The organism is Corynebacterium kutscheri (genome assembly GCF_000980835.1).
Taxonomy (GTDB): Bacteria; Actinomycetota; Actinomycetes; order Mycobacteriales; family Mycobacteriaceae; genus Corynebacterium; species Corynebacterium kutscheri.
This window is the reverse complement of record NZ_CP011312.1, coordinates 155,310-173,149: the sequence shown is the minus strand read 5'-3', so window position 1 is coordinate 173,149 and position 17,840 is coordinate 155,310. Positions and strand designations below refer to the sequence as shown.

The 17,840-nt window shown below is 48.6% G+C and carries 12 protein-coding genes and 1 pseudogene; 5 read left to right on the top strand and 8 right to left on the bottom strand.

Annotation, left to right across the window (positions count from 1 at the left end; translation table 11 throughout):
- Window positions 1–29: 29 nt before the first annotated feature.
- The 4 genes from UL82_RS00780 to UL82_RS00765 form a co-directional block, all read right to left on the bottom strand.
- Entirely contained in the window at window positions 30–569 is a 540-nt protein-coding gene (locus UL82_RS00780) for a PadR family transcriptional regulator (protein ID WP_083966369.1), read from the bottom strand.
- A gap of 159 nt (window positions 570–728) precedes the next feature.
- A complete protein-coding gene (locus UL82_RS00775) occupies window positions 729–1,331 on the bottom strand; it encodes a flavin reductase family protein (RefSeq protein WP_046438440.1) in 603 nt (200 codons plus the stop codon).
- Window positions 1,332–1,370: 39 nt separating this feature from the next.
- Complete coding sequence (locus tag UL82_RS00770; RefSeq protein WP_046438438.1) at window positions 1,371–2,255, bottom strand: siderophore-interacting protein; 885 nt, start codon at window positions 2,253–2,255, stop codon at window positions 1,371–1,373.
- 117 nt (window positions 2,256–2,372) lie between these two features.
- Window positions 2,373–3,911 (bottom strand): catalase, encoded by a 1,539-nt coding sequence (locus tag UL82_RS00765; RefSeq protein WP_046438436.1) that lies wholly within the window; start codon window positions 3,909–3,911, stop codon window positions 2,373–2,375.
- Window positions 3,912–4,116: 205 nt separating this feature from the next.
- Between UL82_RS00765 and UL82_RS00760 the strand changes: the two genes are divergently transcribed.
- Window positions 4,117–4,677 (top strand): RNA polymerase sigma factor, encoded by a 561-nt coding sequence (locus UL82_RS00760; protein WP_046438434.1) that lies wholly within the window; start codon window positions 4,117–4,119, stop codon window positions 4,675–4,677.
- 66 nt (window positions 4,678–4,743) lie between these two features.
- Here UL82_RS00760 and UL82_RS00755 read toward each other — a convergent pair whose 3' ends face one another.
- The 3 genes from UL82_RS00755 to UL82_RS00745 form a co-directional block, all read right to left on the bottom strand.
- Window positions 4,744–5,775, bottom strand: a complete 1,032-nt coding sequence (locus tag UL82_RS00755) for an aspartate-semialdehyde dehydrogenase (protein ID WP_046438433.1) — start codon at window positions 5,773–5,775, stop codon at window positions 4,744–4,746.
- 278 nt (window positions 5,776–6,053) lie between these two features.
- Entirely contained in the window at window positions 6,054–8,663 is a 2,610-nt protein-coding gene (locus UL82_RS00750; protein ID WP_046438432.1) for a DUF5979 domain-containing protein, read from the bottom strand.
- Window positions 8,664–8,984: 321 nt separating this feature from the next.
- Window positions 8,985–10,250 carry an aspartate kinase gene (locus tag UL82_RS00745; RefSeq protein WP_046438430.1) on the bottom strand — a complete coding sequence of 422 codons (1,266 nt, stop codon included), beginning with the start codon at window positions 10,248–10,250 and terminating at the stop codon, window positions 8,985–8,987.
- 225 nt (window positions 10,251–10,475) lie between these two features.
- Between UL82_RS00745 and UL82_RS00740 the strand changes: the two genes are divergently transcribed.
- Window positions 10,476–11,312, top strand: a complete 837-nt coding sequence (locus tag UL82_RS00740; RefSeq protein WP_046441018.1) for a DMT family transporter — start codon at window positions 10,476–10,478, stop codon at window positions 11,310–11,312.
- A 24-nt stretch (window positions 11,313–11,336) separates the two neighbouring features.
- On the opposite strand, the gene UL82_RS00735 is transcribed toward UL82_RS00740, so the two are convergent.
- Window positions 11,337–12,605, bottom strand: a complete 1,269-nt coding sequence (locus UL82_RS00735; protein ID WP_232009499.1) for a hypothetical protein — start codon at window positions 12,603–12,605, stop codon at window positions 11,337–11,339.
- A 430-nt stretch (window positions 12,606–13,035) separates the two neighbouring features.
- On the opposite strand from UL82_RS00735, the pseudogene leuA reads away from it, so the two are divergent.
- From leuA to UL82_RS00720, 3 genes and pseudogenes are all read left to right on the top strand, one after another.
- A pseudogene (gene leuA / locus UL82_RS00730) lies at window positions 13,036–14,781 on the top strand (2-isopropylmalate synthase); the annotation flags it as partial.
- 216 nt (window positions 14,782–14,997) lie between these two features.
- Entirely contained in the window at window positions 14,998–16,701 is a 1,704-nt protein-coding gene (locus UL82_RS00725; protein ID WP_046438426.1) for a long-chain-fatty-acid--CoA ligase, read from the top strand.
- A 44-nt stretch (window positions 16,702–16,745) separates the two neighbouring features.
- On the top strand, window positions 16,746–17,819 hold the full coding sequence (locus tag UL82_RS00720; RefSeq protein WP_046438424.1) for a DNA polymerase III subunit epsilon: 1,074 nt from the start codon (window positions 16,746–16,748) through the stop codon (window positions 17,817–17,819).
- The last annotated feature ends 21 nt before the right edge of the window (window positions 17,820–17,840 follow it).

Below are 17,840 nucleotides of genomic sequence, written 5' to 3'. Positions count from 1 at the left end.
GTGAGTAAACAGGATTTCTTCTTTTTTAATTAACTCTTTTTTAATTCCTCGATAGCCTGGTTGAGCACTGTCAGTGCTTTTTCGCTATCGGTTTCATGCAACAAAAACATGAGCTGTTTAAATGCTGCATGTAGTTTTTCATCAGCTGCTAGTCGAGCTTGCTCATTATCTGGGTGGTACCGATCCATAATTATTGACCAGTCGTTAGCATTTTCGGCAACCAGCTGTGCGCCGGCCTCGGTAATAGTGGCAAGCTTGCGGCCGGATTCAGTAGTGATCGTAATCAAACCCTCGTCTTCCAACATGGCCAGGGTGGGATAAATTGCGCCGGGGCTTGGGGTCCAATTATCTTGGGTTTTTTCCGCAATAGTGGTGATGATTTGGTATCCATGCATTGCTTCAGTGCTTAGCAGATACAAAATTACTGCCCGAAGATCGCCTTTCCCGGCGCGGCCACCGCGCCCTCGGCCTTTGCCTCTATGTCCGTGTCCACGTCCGTGATGTTCATGACCATGGAAGTGGGCATCTTCGCGGTCAAAGTGGCGGTGGTGGTGATGTGCGAAACGCATAATAGTCCTTTCCGTTAAGAAGTGTCGTTATCAGAGATACCGTTATATCGCTGATATATAAAGATATATCACTACATATCTTTATATCAATACCGACATAACAACTTTTAACACAAAAGAACATTTTTACCTGTTCAAAGGCACTATTTTTAATTATCGCTATCGTCGATAATCTATTCTTGATTCTGCGGTAATACGGAAATATGTCTCGGCACCACCGCTGCGTAAAAGTGGCTCGGCACGTTCGGTAATAAACAGTCCGTCGTCGATCATGCTGCGATCAAGGTGTACACCAATAACCTCGCCAAAGACCATCACTGATTCAGTCACCTTCCCGGAAGCGTCTTTAAGTTGTTCGATTTGGGTGAGTAGACATTCAAAAACTGCATGCGACTGCGCTACCTGGGGCACAGCAATAAGCCGAGAGGGCGCTTTTTCGATGCCCGCGAACTCAAATTCATCACCAGTAATCGGATCACTGGTAGCATCCATGGCCGCCAGTTGCGAAGTGGACACCATATTCCAACAAAACTGCCCCGTTGCTTCAATATTGCGTACTGAGTCTTTCCTACCAATGCTGGCAAAACCAATAATCGGTGGCTTACGGTTAAACACATTAAAAAACGAGTACGGTGCCAAATTTGCCTGTCCACTAGGTGACACCGAGGAGATCCAACCAATTGGCCGTGGCCCAATAATCGCATTAACCGGTGAGTACTGTAGCTCATGCTCACCAGTTGGTGCATAAAAATACTTATCCATCAGTTCTTGCCTACCGCCCTTAACACAGCCCATGCCTGCTTAATCATCTAAGCAGCGACCTCGTTTCCAATAACCCATAAACGACACATTACCGCGCGGAATACCAGCTTCTTTCACCAATAACCGACGCATTGTTGTTACTGCTGAGCACTCACCGGCAATCCAATAATAAGTATCTTCGGCAACTGCTTCTTCGGTTATTTCTTCACCGGCACTTGAATACACCGGTGTTTCCCATACTGGCGCTGCATCTGTTGTTAACAGCACTGGTGTTGCTGGAGCATGTACTAATTCGGCTACGGCTTGATTCAGCAGCTCGCCATGGTTTATCCCTGCTGGGCGTACCAGCCAATTCAGTGTGAGCGTATCAGGACAATCAAACTCTTGAATATCTGCCGCATCGGGCACCTCGGCAAAGGCGGTACCATAAAGCCCTGCTGGCCAATCAGCGATAATGCGGGCAATCGCAGGTACGGCTGTTTCATCGCCAAAGAGGAAAACCTGGCGGGCTCTTCCGGGAGCAAATTCAATGCCTGCGCCGGTGTCATCGTCACGATCAGGGGCAATGATAAGCAGTTGATCGCCTATTTTGGCGGTTTCTGCCCAACTACTTGCCGGGCCGGGGCTTCCTGGGTGGAGCACAAAATCAATGTCGATTTCATCTGCTTGTCGACGAAGATCACGGATGGAATAAGTACGCATAAATCCTCGGCTAGCGGGATCTAGGCTGCGCCAGGTGCTAAACCAATCCTCACCAACTAGCTGAGACAACCCGGCTGTACCGGGGATAATAAGTTTAATGCGCTGGTCACGCACCGGTACTGCTGGGCCAATCTCGCTGGCACCAGTAAAAGTGATCCGGCGAAAATGGGGAGAGATTTCTTGGGTGCGGGCAACAGTAACCAAAAAAGGTTGAAATGGCATGAATATTCCTTTGGGTGTATGACACACCAGGTCGTTTTATCTTCTCAACAGCATAGGCTTATCTACCTTCCTACCAACGAAAAAGCGCCCCTTAAAAGGGGCGCTGATAAAAGTTTTTTACTTCTTAGTTGCGAAAACGCGCTTGATTTCTTCACCTAGTTGTTCATCAACCTGAGACCAGTACCAATAAACGCGCTGTTCAACTTCTGGCGAAATACCAACCATGGCATTGGTTACGTTATCAATAAAACGCTGTTTCTCACCGTCGTCGAAAACCTCCCGGAAGAGAATTCCGGCCTGAATAAAATCGTCGTCTTGCTCATGACGAACATAGGCAGCACGTACAAGATCTGTGCCATGTGGATCTGGGTTCACATAGAGATCAACAGCTTGCCCGTAGCTCTTTCCAGAGCTGGTGGTCTCGCCATCATCGAGGAAACCTGCGCCTTTATCAAAGCGATTCGGGCTATAGGTAGGTGCCGTCGCAGGATTGAACTGATAAGCCATTGCCCCTTCATGCGAGTAAGTGTTGACCGGCACAATTGGCTGGTTGATTGGCAGCTGGCGATAGTTCGGTCCAATACGGTAGCGGTGCGCGTCGGCATAAGCAAAGGTACGTGCTTGCAGCATGCGATCTGGGGAAAGACCAATACCTGGCACCAAATTGGATGGATCCAGTGCGAGCTGTTCAATCTGAGTGAAGAAGTTCTGTGGATTACGGTTAAGAATAAAGTATCCGACGTCGATAAGCGGATAGTCTTTTTGCGACCAGGTCTTGGTTAGATCGAAGGGGTTCCAACGGTAGGTTTCTGCCTCTTCAAAAGGCATAATCTGAACCTTGACATCCCAAATAGGATAGTCGCCGTTTTCGATTGCGTTATAAAGATCTTCGCGCTGGTAGTCAGCGTTTTTTCCGGCCATTTCCTGCGCCTGGGCGTCGGTAAAGCAGTCCCAGCCCTGGCGGGTCTTGAAGTGGTATTTAATCCATACTGGAGTTCCTGCTTCATTGATCCACTGATACGTGTGTGAGCCAAAGCCATCCTGGTGGCGCGAGGTCTTCGGAGTACCCCGATCCCCCATCAGGTAGGTAACTTGGTGGGCGCTTTCTGGGGCGCGGGTCCAAAAATCCCACTGCATATCCGCATCGCGTAGCCCGTTACGACCTAAGCGCTTCTGGGAGTGAATAAAATCAGGGAATTTTATTCCATCCCGTAGGAAAAAAGTCGGGGTGTTATTGCCGACGATGTCATAGTTGCCATCCTCAGTCCAAAAACGAAGCGCAAAACCATGTACATCGCGCCAGGTATCTGGCGAACCCTGCTCACCGGCAACGGTAGAAAAACGCACACCCATTGGGGTAACAGTGCCTTTTTGGAAGAGTTTTGCCTTGGTGTATTGGGAAACATCCTCAGTAATGTGCAGTTCACCAAAAGCGCCATGGCCTTTAGCGTGTGGGTTGCGCTCTGGAACGCGCTCGCGGTTAAAATGCGCCAGTTTTTCAATGAGGTGAATGTCATTGAGTACATTCGCCCCCTGTGCGCCAGCGGTAATAGAGATATTTTCACTAGCGACCGGCTGCCCGCCGTGACGAGTCGTGGTTCCGGAAGTGTCTGAAAGTTGACCGTTGGCCAATACTGAATCAATTGAAGAATTCATTTGATCCTCCTAAAGGGGTTTCTTATCAAAGTGAGTCAATGAACAATCTATATTAAAAGTAAAAACCTTGCAAAATAAATTTATAATTTAGGAAAACCTAATTACGCACCCTAATGACCCTTTTTACTACTTTTCGACGACCCCATCGCCACACATTGTACGTACTATTCCCTCAACTATTACCCCAGTGGTAACATCAACAGCCATGAAAAACGCCGAGCGCCCAAGCGCCTATGTCACCGAACTAGCACTCAAAGCTGGTCGCGGAGATAAAGCTGCGCTCACCGAATTCATCCGGTTGACCCAAAAAGACGTGTGGCGACTCCTTGCTCACCTCGGCGGCTCCGGAATTGCCGATGACCTCACCCAGGAAACCTACTTACGAGTAATTAGCGCCTTACCACGTTTTGCCGCTCGCTCTTCGGCACATACCTGGCTGCTTTCTTTAGCCCGGCGAGTATGGGTAGATAATATCCGCCACGATCTTGCCCGACCCAAAAAATCCATTGCCCAGGTCGAATCCATTGACTCCCCTAGTGAATCCACGTGGAGTGACTGGGTGGATGTGCAGCTTATTATCGATGAGCTGCCAATAGAGCGTCGCGAAGCACTCATTTTGACCCAAGTTTTAGGCTATTCCTACGAAGAAGCCGCCACTATTGCTGGCGTGCGCATTGGTACCATTCGCTCCCGGGTAGCACGTGCTCGCGCAGATATTCTCGCAGCCAGCAAAAACAATGACGAGCGCGGTGCAACAAGCGCCTAATAAAAAATGCCGAACACCTTCTTTTCAGTGTTCGGCATTTATCTATATGTTCATCATAAGATGCAATTAAACAAATAACTCCGCAATCTGGATAGCATTAAGTGCTGCGCCTTTGCGCAAATTATCTCCGGAAACAACAAAAACCAAGCCACGGTTATCATCGATGGTCTGATCCTGTCGAATACGCCCAACCAAGGAATCATCTTTTCCTGCAGCAGCAAGCGGAGTAGGAACCTCAACTAGCTGTACCCCTGGTGCCTGCTCTAGTACCGACTGTGCCTGCGCAACACTAATAGGCTGATTAAACTCGGCGTGCACCACCATGGTATGACCGGTAAATACAGGAACCCGCACACACGTTCCAGCCACTTTTAGCTCCGGCAAGCCAAGAATCTTACGCGATTCATTGCGCAGCTTTTGTTCCTCATCGGTTTCCAGGCTGCCATCCTCAACTAAATTACCGGCCAGCGGCAACACATTATAGGCAATGGGAGCAATATATGGTCCCAATTCAGTTGGGTTCATCATTGCGCCATCGTGAACTAATTCAGCGGCTTGATCGCCAATTTCCGCAGCTTGTTTAAGTAGTGTTTCCACGCCGGCAAGACCGGAACCAGATACTGCTTGATAGCTAGAAACATGCAGTTTAACTACCCCTGCCGCCTCATGAAGCGCCTTGATCACCGGCATAATTGCCATGGTGGTGCAATTCGGGTTGGCAATAATCCCCTTGGGTAAATCATGGCGATCATCCGGGTTAACCTCAGAGACAATCAACGGCACCTCATCATCTTTGCGCCAGGCAGAAGAGTTATCAATAACTACCGCCCCGGCAGCCGCAAAAAGTGGCGCATACTCAGTAGAGGTACTACCGCCTGCAGAAAATAGCGCAATATCAATACCGCGTAAAGAATCTTCAGTTTGCAGCGCTAAGTCTTCTACCTCAATATTCTCGCCATTAAAGCTCAGCGTGGTTCCGGCAGAACGCGCAGAAGCAAAGAATCGAATCTGGGAGACCGGAAATTTTCGCGCTTCCAAAAGATCGCGCATAACCCGCCCAACCTGACCGGTTGCGCCGACAACTGCAACAGTAGTCATAGAATAAACGTCCTTTCGTCTCCACAAACAGGGTAAATTTTTCCTCATCCTACCCCGGAAGCGACTGACGCTAATACTTTTTATGAATAAAAAGTTGGGTTTTTATCGAAGATAAGTAGCACTAAAAAGTGATAGGATCCTGCGCTTTCACTCTTTCACCATAAATATGTTTAACCAAATGTGGTTAAACACATGTGCTCAAACATTAAAAATGTCGCCTCCTATATTTCCAGGAGGCGACATTTTCTTTTCAATAGCTTAGCTACTTACGCTACAACTTAAGAGCGCTTAAACCTACTAACTAGACCTGCAATAACAAGGACGAGGGCAAGCAACACAATTAAGTTGAGCTCTACACCCGTATTTGCCAGGTTACGCTGGGTTTTATTCTGCGTCGTAGTCGTATCTGCCTTTGGCGGCATACTTGGTGTACTAGTCATCGAACTACTTGGTGCACTACTTGGTGCTGGGGTTTCCACCGGCTGCGGTGGAGCAGGCGAGGCTGGTGGAATATTCGGTATTAATGGGATAAGTGGGATCAACGGAATCAAGATCGGCCACCATGGAATGCTGCGATGGTTGGTCACTGCTACCTTCACCACGGTTTCTTCACCAGTGGTTACCCGAATAGCATTATCCTGCGCCTGCACATCTTGGCCATTGATACTAAAGCTTGGCTGTGCCCAGCTCTCAAATAAACCATTATCAGGCTGAATCTCACGAATTATCACGGTTGTGCCCGCTGGAATCTCACCAAAATCAGCGAAAGTTTGTCCGTCGGAAAGGCTAAATTCCTTAGTGACGCTTTGTCCATTAACGTCCCAAGTCACAACAAAGTTGAACACCTTATTCACTGGTATCGACGATCCCACCAAAGATTGCGTATCGACGCGCTTGCTTACCTCCAAGCCCCCGGAAGGGACTCGCGGAGTTGTGGTCGCACTAGTGGTACTTGGGGTAGTACTTGGCTCAGTCGTCGACGTCGTTGGAGTCGGTTCAGTACTTGAGGTTGTTGAAGTTGGCTCTGTTGGCTCGGTACTCGAAGTCGTAGGTGGTACCGGCTCGGTAGTGTCCTGCGTCGTCGAGGTGGTCGAAGTCGTTTCTGTTGGCTCCGTTGTCGAGGTCTCGGTTGTGGTGGTTTCCGTTGGCTCGGTGCTCGAGGTCTCGGTTGGTTCCGTCGTTTCGGTAGTAGAACTTGTCTCAGTTGGTTCAGTAGTAGACGTTGTCTCAGTAGTCGTTGTCGTCGACTGGGTAGTAGAAGTTGGTGTCGTCGTTGGTGCTACTGGTGGATAAAGGTTCTGGAATGGCACCACGTTCTTTATCAAATCAGTTGATAGCACGACATTCGCGAAATCGCTCGACTCCAACAAACTAGATTCAACTGTGGTGAAAATATTTGGCTCTACATCATGGAATCGTGCCGATGCCTTATCTTCCCAGATTCGGCAATGTGTGCCTACTGGATAAGATTTAGGGCTTCGCTCACGAGAACCATCGCCAGCAACGCCGAGACCAAAACTACCTCTATCGTAGAGGTCAGCATTTCCAGATTTAGTCAGCTCGCTAAGAGCATTAATCTCAACTGGTTTGCCTACTTCTTTGCGGCATACATAATCGAAACTAAAGTAGTGTTGCTGTGCTCTTTTCAAAAGCTCTGGGTTAAGCCCGTTAACCTGTTTAGTCAAGTAGAACGGAACGACACCAGAAGCATCGCCGCCAGCAGAACTATAGCGGGCACTACGCTCAGCAGTAATGTTTTTACTATTAGTAACCTTAAAAACATTCTTTGCCGGAATAATATCTAGTTCCGCCTTACTAGCTGGTGTTTTACCTTCCACAAAGAAGCTGTAGTAGGTAAAAACCCACTTATAGTTTCCTACTCGAGTATCTTCTTTGCCTGAGGCATCTGGGTTCCAACCTTTAGCTGGTTTATTCATGCGAGCTTTAAGCTCGTTCAGACGGGCAACAACGGTATGGTCTTTGTCATTACCTTCTGCTACCCCGGTAAGTACGTGCGGATTATTACCAGTAAGCGAAGGGTAGAATTCCTTGGTTACTTCCTTACCGGTTGAATCATAGACCCGGACGCGTAGCTGGGTATGGTCTATATCTGTGTTGTTTTTAAAGTAATGGTCACCAGTAATGGTATCGGTGATCTCTAAGTGGCTAAGGTTCTCACTAGCTAATTGGTTACCGGGAATAGTAACTTCCCAGCGAACCCGATCAAAAGAATTCAACGAGCCTGGCGTAGCGTTTGCCTGTGCGCGCTCAATGATGCCGCTTTTAACCGCTACCTGAGGCATATTTTTGTTCGCACAGATCACGCAGGTTCCATTGCCTTTAGGAAGAGACAGGTCCATTTTTTCGGTTCCATTAACGCGAACCGATACAGTCTTGGTATTAGTAACTGTGCGAGCCTGCACCGAAACATTGAGTGAACCTAATCGCTGTTCTTTTTTCAGCAATTCGGTGTTATCCAAGAAAGTACACGAGAGTTTCTTTTCGTTATGTCGGGTGCACGTTGCCACATCCTCATTACCATCACGCAGTTTAAACTCAGGCAAACTAGCCGGATAGCCAATGATATCGTCGGGAAGTTCAACACTGAAAGTATCACCAGCAGCTAATTTTTTACCTTCTTTCAGCGCCCATTGGACACGAAAATTCACAGTGGTATTTACTGTGATCGTATCGTTCAGGGTGGTGCTATCGGCATCATTGGTAAGTACCGGATTGCTTAAGACAAACTTGTCGGCACCTTGTTCCTGAGCATTACCAATAAAGGGAACCAGAACTAGCAGCATAGCGATAGTTACAACAGCTGCTAATGCGGCTTTGAACCACCCATGAATATGAGGAATGGGAAAAGAACGCGCAGACTCTTCCATCCTTATTCTCCTCTCGATGAAGTTGTTACTTCAGAACTTTGATTCGTGCATACAGTGCAATTTTTCACAAAAAATTACTACTGCCTGAAAAAACACCAAACTTCTGCAGCCTAACATTTTGCACGCATGAGACCAATGAGTACCCCCTGAACTAGGTTTCCCCACTGACACATTCATAATTTTTTATTGACGCGTCACATACCTTACGTCCTCTGGCGCAAAACTACACATCCGCTGCCAAATAAAAATTCCACACACATAAAAATCTCCCACTGCGGGTTATACAACACGCAGCGGGAGACGTCGAAAAGCGAAAAAGTGTTAGCGCCCCGTTCCGGCATAAACAACAGCTTCTATTTCACCACCAAGATCGAATTTCTCATGAAGTGCGCGGGTGGCTGCCGGCAGATCTGACTCGCGGATAATCACTGAAATACGAATTTCCGAAGTAGAAATAAGCTCAATATTAATCCCTTGATCGCGCAACGCTTCACAAAACTCCGCAGTCACTCCTGGGTGCGACTTCATACCAGCGCCAACCAAAGAAACCTTGCCAATCTGATCGTCATAAACCACCGATTGCCAGTCATTCTTAGGCTGCAAGGCACGCAGGATCTCCACCGCACGCGGACCATCAGCACGCGGGCAAGTAAAGGTAATATCAGTGCGGTTATCTTCTAGCGAAGAAACATTTTGCAGCACCGTATCAATATTGATTTCCGCATCGGCAAGAGCGCGAAAAACCCCAGCGGCGGCACCGGGAGAATCTGGAATTCCCATGACCGTAATCTTGGCTTCAGAACTATCGGTTGCCACACCGGTTAAAATTGCTTCTTCCACGGGAATATCCTCCATTGAACCGGAAACTAACGTACCGGGATCATTGCTATACGACGAACGAACGCGCAGCGGCACGTCAAAGGCGCGGGCATACTCAACACTGCGCAAAACAAGAATCTTGGAACCACTTGCAGCCAATTCCAACATTTCTTCAAAAGAGAGTTTGTCTAATTTTTGTGCATTGGCCACGATACGTGGATCCGCAGTATATACACCGTCGACATCGGAATAAATCTCGCACACATCGGCATTCAGCGCAGCTGCTAGGGCTACCGCTGTGGTGTCTGAGCCACCTCGGCCTAAAGTTGTCACATCTTTCGATTCGCGGTTAACGCCTTGAAAACCGGCTACCAAACAAATCTTGCCCGCGTCTAAAGCTTCACGCACCCGACCAGGAGTAACCTCCACAATTCGAGCATTGCCGTGACGCTCGGTGGTAATCACGCCAGCTTGTGAACCAGTAAAAGACTGCGCTTGAGCCCCAAAAGACTCAATTGCCATGGCCACCAATGCATTCGAGATACGCTCACCAGCAGTAAGCAGCATATCCATTTCTCTCGCCGGTGGTACCGGGTTGACCTGAGCAGCCATATCAAGTAGCTCATCAGTGGTATCACCCATGGCAGAGCACACAACAACAACGTCATTGCCCTGTTTTTTTGTGGCCACAATCCGCTCGGCAACACGACGGATACGTTCTGGTGTTTCCAATGAGGAACCGCCGTATTTTTGTACGACAAGAGCCATAACTGGCACCGCCTTCCCTATTTTCACCTCAATCTCAGGCACAAACTTTCTCAGCGTTTTCTCATTCGCACACGTTCGTCCATCCCTACTGCTTTGACAGCCTACCGTTACCTGCCGGGCAATAGGTAATTATGTGACACTTTTGTCAGCAACTATGCTATCTGCAACATTTCTTGCTCGCCGATACCAGCCCCCACCCTATTTTAAGGCTACTGTCTGTAAATGATGTCTTCTAACGTACTCGCAGTTTTTTTCGCACTTGCCTCTGCGCTCACAATCGCGTGGGGCACTGTCGTGCGCCACCGAGTCGCTACCGAAGCTTCTGAACACGTCTTTTTTTCCGCTATTCGCCGACCACGCTGGTGGATTGGTATGTCCACCGCACTCATTGGCTATGGATTACAAGTTGTTGCCTTAGGGTTTGGCACTCTCCTTATTGTGCAACCCATTCTGGTGCTCTCCTTAATGTTTACCCTGCCTCTATCCGCACGTTACGACGGACGCAAACTCGCTTCTGATGAGATGACCTGGGCCAGCCTGCTTACCATCGCGGTGGCAATCCTGGTTATTTTAGGAAAACCGCTTCCGGGAAAACCACAACCAGAACTCTCCGAATGGCGCACGGCAGTAGTTATTGGAGCAGTCATTCTTATCGGCATGTGGCTGTGGGCAAAACGTACCGCTAATTTAAACCAGCGCGCACTACTGCTAGGCAGTGTTACCGGCGGAATCTATGGTTTTGTGGCGGTACTTTCTAAAGCCACTGTCGATGTATTTACTCACGCTGGCGGGTGGGGGTTACTCACTAGCTGGCAGCTCTATAGCCTTATTGCCCTGGCTAGTTTGGGCGCTTTTGTGCAGCAATACGCCTTTAATGCCGGCCGGTTAAAAAATTCTCTTCCAGCAATGACTATCGTCGAACCCATCGTTGCTTTCGCATTAGGCTATGCCATTTTAGGGGAAAAATTCCAGGTCTCCGGGTGGAATTGGACACTTATGGCACTAGCACTCATCGTTATGATCTTATCGACGATCGCCCTATCGAGTCGCCGCGTCGGCTAAACCACACCAGTACTCTCACGCACACTAAATAGCATAGGGAAAAACCGTAATCATATGAATGGAAAACCACGATCCGGCTAATCCATAACCAATCGCAATAGTTAACCATTTTCTTCTGCTTATTCGGTCGCCTAATTCAATAACCCACGGCAAGAAAAGAAGCACCGCCGGAAGCAGGAGCCGCGGCCGAGAGGTCATAATCCCATCGGAAAGCACCACATTAGCCACCACCGCAGCACTAAAAAGCCAATACGCCCAGGGTAAACGTCGAAAAGCAAAAAATACCATGGCTACTGCAACCACAATGACAATAACCGAAAAAATATATGCAATCTCTTGGGATCCTTGCAGTCGACGAGAAATCCACCGCACTGTGGCTACACCAAAATCAAAAGAAGAATGCCAACCCTTTTTCTGTAGGCCAAAATAACCACCAATATCACGGGTATAGCTTGATGCCCACCATAAATACCCCACCATCGGTAGCATGGAGAAAATAACCGCCACCCAGGCACGAAGGTTTTTTGTTGCATATATCGCCACCACCACTGCAAACGCTAATACCAAATCAATCGTGGTCAAACGGAACAAACCAGCTACAGAAATAAGTAGCGCAGCATATAGCCACCGCTGATAGATCACAGCAACAAGCGCCCATAATGCCAGCGCAAGAAAAGGCGCTTCCGTGTAGACCATCATGAACGTAATATTTAATGGCGCTCCGGCAAGCATTACAGCTGCCGCGAGCCGAGCCGGCAACTGTGCTCCCATAAGACCGGCAAGTGCCATTATGGCAACGAGCATAAAATATGAGGCAATACTGGCGATAAGAACACCAGCCCACATATATTCCATGCCGCTAATCGAATGGATTGTGCGCATTAACATAGGCAGCCCAGGGAAAAACGCCAACCGGGTATGGTGAATATCCGCTTCCGGAAGCCCCTCACCGGTTGCCGTGAGATAACCATATTTCGCTATATCGAGAAAATGGTGCCCATCCCAACGGATCAGCAGTTCAGCGATACTACTATCGCCACGCATAAATTGCATCCAGCCCAGCCGAAACACAACAGATACGGCAAGGATAAGCGCAGCCCCTACCCAATCGACGCGCATGAGCGGCTGTCGCTGCAAGCCTGGAAGCCGCAGCCATTGTGCCACTCTTCCGGAAGCGGGAAATGTAACCGAAGCCACTGCCCCGTCTGCTTCGAGTTGAATAAGCTCCGGCTTAGGATTCCTAGACTTAGCTGGTTGCCACTGAATATTATGCACCGATTTAATGTACAACATGCTCCTCTACGCTATGTAGAGGCTATGTAGAGCTAGCTGCACGTGTTCACAAGCTCCCTGTAACCACACAATGAATAAAACCCTGCTGTGATTCCACCAATCAACCCAGATACCTGTATGCTATGCCACATGCAGCGCGCGAATCTTCTCCTTCTTCGCCGCGGCGGGTCACAGGCCTAGAACATACACGGCCGGCATCCCGTCGCGGAGTTTGTGCTAGCCGGCTGTGATAGGGCTTATCACCTCACGTTATTACCAGTTACAGCGATTGGTACAACGATAAACCACAGCGCCCGTGTTCATCACAAGCTCAACCATGCGATAAACCCTAAAGCCTTTATTTTTAAGTTAGGTATCTTGACTCATGTCAGCACACAACACTTTCGCCACCTCAGCCGGAAAAATCCCAGTCAGCGGGCAAACCAATGAGCAACAGGTTTGGAATAAGCAGCAAAATTCCACTATGCCGATCCATCGCTACCAGCCGTTTCATATTGAGGTGGAAGAAATTTCGCTTCCGGATCGCACCTGGCCGAATAAGCGCATCGATAGGGCTCCACAGTGGTGTGCGGTTGATTTGCGTGATGGCAATCAGGCGTTGATTGATCCGATGAGTCCCGAGCGCAAGCGTCGCATGTTCAACTTGCTGGTAGCTATGGGATATAAGGAGATTGAGGTAGGTTTTCCTTCTGCTTCACAAACAGATTTCGATTTTGTTCGTGAAATTATTGAGCAGGATATGATTCCCGATGATGTCACCATTCAGGTATTGGTACAAGCCCGCGAACATTTGATTCGTCGTACTTTTGAGGCATGCCAGGGTGCAAAAAATGTCATTGTGCATTTTTATAATTCCACCTCAATTGTGCAGCGCGAAGTCGTGTTTAAAAAAGATAAAGAAGCAATTCAAAAACTTGCTACCGATGCTGCGCAACTGATTAAAAAAATCGCTCGTGATTATCCAGATACCAATTGGCGTTGGGAATATTCACCAGAGTCGTTTACCGGCACTGAGCTAGCTTATGCCAAGCAGGTGTGCGACGCCGTGGTTGAGGTTATGGATCCTAGCCCAGCAGATCCAATCATTATTAATCTTCCCTCCACCGTCGAGATGATTACTCCTAATGTGTACGCGGATTCTATTGAGTGGATGCACCGAAATCTCAATCGTCGTGATTCCATTATTTTGTCTTTGCACCCGCATAATGATCGTGGCACCGGCGTTGCCGCCGCTGAGCTGGGTTATCTTGCCGGCGCGGATCGTATCGAAGGCTGTTTATTTGGCAATGGTGAGCGCACCGGGAATGTTTGTTTGATTACTTTGGGTCTTAATTTGGCCACTCAAGGTGTGGATCCGCAAATTGATTTCTCTGATATTGATCAGATTAAACGCACCGTCGAATACTGCAATCAATTGCGGGTACCGGAGCGCCACCCTTATGGTGGTGACCTAGTCTTTACTGCTTTCTCTGGTTCGCATCAAGATGCTGTAAATAAGGGGCTTGATGCTATGGCCGCGCGTATTCGTTCGGGAGCCACTCATGCTGATATACCATGGGAGGAACTGCGCACAGAAACCTGGGAGGTACCATATCTACCCATCGATCCGAAAGATGTTGGTCGCAACTATGAGGCTGTGATCCGGGTTAATTCTCAATCCGGCAAGGGCGGGGTCGCTTATATTATGAAGACCGATCATAAAGTGTCGCTGCCTCGTCCAATGCAGGTGGAATTCTCTTCTGTGGTACAAAAAGTTACCGATGCCCACGGTGGCGAGGTTGATTCTGCACGCATGTGGGAGATTTTCGATCATACTTATCTTGATCTCACGACCCCTATCCAGCAGGTTTCAATGCGTATCGACGCCGCCCAAACCGAAAATGATCAAGCGCAGATTAATGCCAATCTGATTTACCGCAACGAACCAATCACCATTTCTGGACAAGGTAATGGTCCTATTGCTGCATATACCAATGCGCTGGAATCCTTGGATATTGATGTAGAAGTACAAGCCTTTAAACAGCATGCCCGCAGTTCTGGTGACGATGCTGAATCTATTGCCTATATTTTGGCCGATGTTAATGGCCGACAGGTTTGGGGGGTAGGTATCGCAGGTTCGATTACTTATGCTTCGCTGAAAGCGGTTACTTCTGCAGTGAATCGCGCACTGAACTAAATCTTTCTTTTAACCAGCGATATCTGCTTATCAACGGGGTGGTTATTAGGAATAAAAATGGTGGTGTGCTCGGCTCGTCACCAATTATTTCCGAAAATACCTGGCACTATTAGATAATATTGTATCGGAAATCATTTATTTTTGCGCATATTTACGTAAAAATACCGCGAGAAAACTCCACGTCTGTGCGACTACCACCGCCAAAGAAAGGGCACTATGAGCGCGTATGAAACCAAAGCCTGGGTTAAGCAGTATGCACCCTGGACTAATCCAGAAGCAGACCTCGACGATCACACCACCTTATGTGATATTTACGACGAGAACCTAGCTAAAAACCCGAACCGTCCAGCAACCTATTTTTTTGGTCGCACTCAAACCTATGCCGAGCTTGACCAGCAGGTACGCGCCGCTGCCGTAGGGCTTAAGGCCTTCGGTATTCGCCCTGGCGATAAGGTAGCTATTGTGCTGCCTAACTGTCCGCAGCACCTCGTCGCGTTCTATGCCATCTTGAAACTTGGTGCCACAGTTGTTGAACACAATCCGCTTTATACTGCTCACGAGCTGCGTGGATTATTTAGAGATCACGGTGCACGCGTGGCTATTGGTTGGGATAAGGCAACCGATACTTTAGAAAAGCTGCGTGGCGATACTCCCCTAGAAACCATTATCTCGGTGAACCTTATCGAGGCAATGCCACGCTCCAAGCAAATGTTGCTCTCGTTACCGCTGCCTTTTATTAAGGCTAAGCGTGATGCCCTTAGTGGCGAAGCCCCCAATACTATTGCCTGGTCTACCCTATTAAGCCATGCCATTGGTGGCAATAGTGCTTCCTTTGTGCCAGCAGAAATCGCCCAAAAAGATATTGCGCTTATTCTTTATACTTCCGGCACCACAGGTGTGCCTAAGGGAGCATTACTCTCACATGGGAACATGGTTTCCAACCTCATGATGGGTATGCAATGGTTTAGTGATTTAGGAGAAAAACCAGAGCGATTCCTTGCCGCACTGCCGCTATTCCATGTCTATGGCATGTTGTTAAACTGCGCATTAGGGGTCAAGGTTGGTGCAGAAATCATTCTGCTACCTGCACCACAGATCCCACTCATTATGGAAGTACTCAAAAAGCACACTCCTACCTTCCTACCGGGTGTGCCTACCTTATACGAGAAAATCATTGCCGAAGCGCATGCTAAAAATATTGAGCTTAAAGGTATTCGCTCCTCCTTTTCTGGCGCGGCAACTCTTCCAGTAGAAACTGTCCAAGCGTGGGAAGAGCTCACCGGCGGCACTTTAGTCGAAGGCTATGGCCTTACTGAAACTTCCCCGGTAGTTTGTGGTAATCCGATGGATGGTAACCGTCGTCCTGGTTATGTGGGTATTCCGTTTCCTTCTACCGAAGTTCGCATTGCTAATCCAGATAATCTCGATGAGACCATGCCCGATGGCCAAGAGGGCGAGATATTAGTGCGTGGCCCACAGGTTTTCCAAGGGTATCTGAATAAACCGGAAGCAACTGCCGAGGCTTTCCATAATGGTTGGCTGCGCACCGGTGATGCTGGTGTGATGGAAGAGGACGGCTTTGTTCGCCTGGTTGCCCGCATTAAGGAAATCATTATTACTGGTGGCTTTAATGTCTATCCTGCTGAGGTCGAAGAAGTACTGACTGCCCATCCGGATGTGCTTGATGTTGCGGTAGTTGGTCGCCCGCGTAACGACGGCTCGGAAGATGTAGTCGCCTGTGTTACTCTCCGCGATGGTGCAGCTCTTGATCCAGCTGGGTTAAAAGACTTCGCTCGCGAACGGCTCACCCGCTATAAAGTGCCTCGTACCTTCTATCACTTTGAAGATCTCGCTCGTGACCAGCTGGGCAAGATTCGTCGTCGTCAGGTGCAAGCTGATCTTCTGGAGCTATTAGCTTAGACAAAGCACTAACTAAAAGTCGCTTCCGGGTAGACTAGGTGCCCATGAGTCACTCACCGGAGTCTTCGGACGCTTCTAAACCAGAGCGAGCCGCCCAATGGGCGCAACAGCGTCGGAGAGAAATCGCACGTACGCCTTTTGTTGTGCTTACGGTCAAAGCCTCCGGTATTCATCCGGCAACCTCACGAATAGTTGCGCTTCATGCGGTCGTGCTCACTAAAGATGGTGAAGTTACCGAAGAGTTTTATAGTGTTATTAACTCCGGAAGCGATCCAGGGCCGCAGCATCTGCATGGATTCACTCGCGCCGAGGTTGCCGAGGGTAAGCGGTTTAGTCAGATACTTAAAGCACTTGGCAAACTTATCGACGGCCGCACACTCATCCTCAATAATCTGCCAATGACTTGGGGGTTTGTTGTCGCTGAGGCTCGGCGCGCTATGGCGCAAGCTGCTCGGGCTAATCGTAGCCGAAACCGGCAGCGAAGTCGTCGCCAACGTGTAGGCCATGTGCCCAAGCCACACAAAATCGTCGATACGCTTGCTAGTGCGTACCAACAAGGTTTGGTGTTAGAAGATAACCGGATCCGCACTATTGCCCAGACACTTCACCTTGATGTGGAACCAGCACACGCCACCATCAAACGCGCCCAGCTTAGTGCCCGAGAAGTTATCCGTGAAGAAACTGATATTGTGACTCGGATTTTTTTTGTTCTCGATGCTATGGGAAAAATGGCAAGCATCTCACCTAATAATTTAGGTAGCGATCGGTTTGGTTTGCAGCGCAGTCAGGTATATAACCAGGCAATAGCAACCGAACCCGCGTTTAAAAATCCTGGTGTCTATACACCCAAAACAGGCCTAGTTCAGGGAATGGAAGTAGTAATTGCCCCTGAGGTTACGGTTCATCCCGATGCTCTTATTAGAAAGATTGTTGCTGCGCAGCTAGTGTATGCCCCCAAAACCACCCGACGATCCTCAGTTGTGGTGTGTAATCAACGGGATGATTTACGGGGCAAAGCCATGCATGCTGTTCGCAAAGGTATTCCTTTGCTCAGTGATAAGGAATTTCTCCGTCTTGTTAAGAACACCGCACCCGGTACACCTGTTGAAGAAGCATAGCTAGTACAACAACGACTATGC

What these genes read in the sequence shown, in the direction of transcription:
- UL82_RS00760 (WP_046438434.1), top strand. Translation starts at nt 4,117, where the DNA reads ATGAAAAACGCCGAGCGCCCAAGCGCCTATGTCACCGAACTAGCACTC.
- UL82_RS00750 (WP_046438432.1), bottom strand. Translation starts at nt 8,663, where the DNA reads ATGGAAGAGTCTGCGCGTTCTTTTCCCATTCCTCATATTCATGGGTGG.
- UL82_RS00720 (WP_046438424.1), top strand. Translation starts at nt 16,746, where the DNA reads ATGAGTCACTCACCGGAGTCTTCGGACGCTTCTAAACCAGAGCGAGCC.
- UL82_RS00765 (WP_046438436.1), bottom strand. Translation starts at nt 3,911, where the DNA reads ATGAATTCTTCAATTGATTCAGTATTGGCCAACGGTCAACTTTCAGAC.
- UL82_RS00780 (WP_083966369.1), bottom strand. Translation starts at nt 569, where the DNA reads ATGCGTTTCGCACATCACCACCACCGCCACTTTGACCGCGAAGATGCC.
- UL82_RS00735 (WP_232009499.1), bottom strand. Translation starts at nt 12,605, where the DNA reads ATGTTGTACATTAAATCGGTGCATAATATTCAGTGGCAACCAGCTAAG.
- UL82_RS00745 (WP_046438430.1), bottom strand. Translation starts at nt 10,250, where the DNA reads ATGGCTCTTGTCGTACAAAAATACGGCGGTTCCTCATTGGAAACACCA.
- UL82_RS00775 (WP_046438440.1), bottom strand. Translation starts at nt 1,331, where the DNA reads ATGGATAAGTATTTTTATGCACCAACTGGTGAGCATGAGCTACAGTAC.
- UL82_RS00725 (WP_046438426.1), top strand. Translation starts at nt 14,998, where the DNA reads ATGAGCGCGTATGAAACCAAAGCCTGGGTTAAGCAGTATGCACCCTGG.
- UL82_RS00770 (WP_046438438.1), bottom strand. Translation starts at nt 2,255, where the DNA reads ATGCCATTTCAACCTTTTTTGGTTACTGTTGCCCGCACCCAAGAAATC.
- UL82_RS00755 (WP_046438433.1), bottom strand. Translation starts at nt 5,775, where the DNA reads ATGACTACTGTTGCAGTTGTCGGCGCAACCGGTCAGGTTGGGCGGGTT.
- UL82_RS00740 (WP_046441018.1), top strand. Translation starts at nt 10,476, where the DNA reads ATGTCTTCTAACGTACTCGCAGTTTTTTTCGCACTTGCCTCTGCGCTC.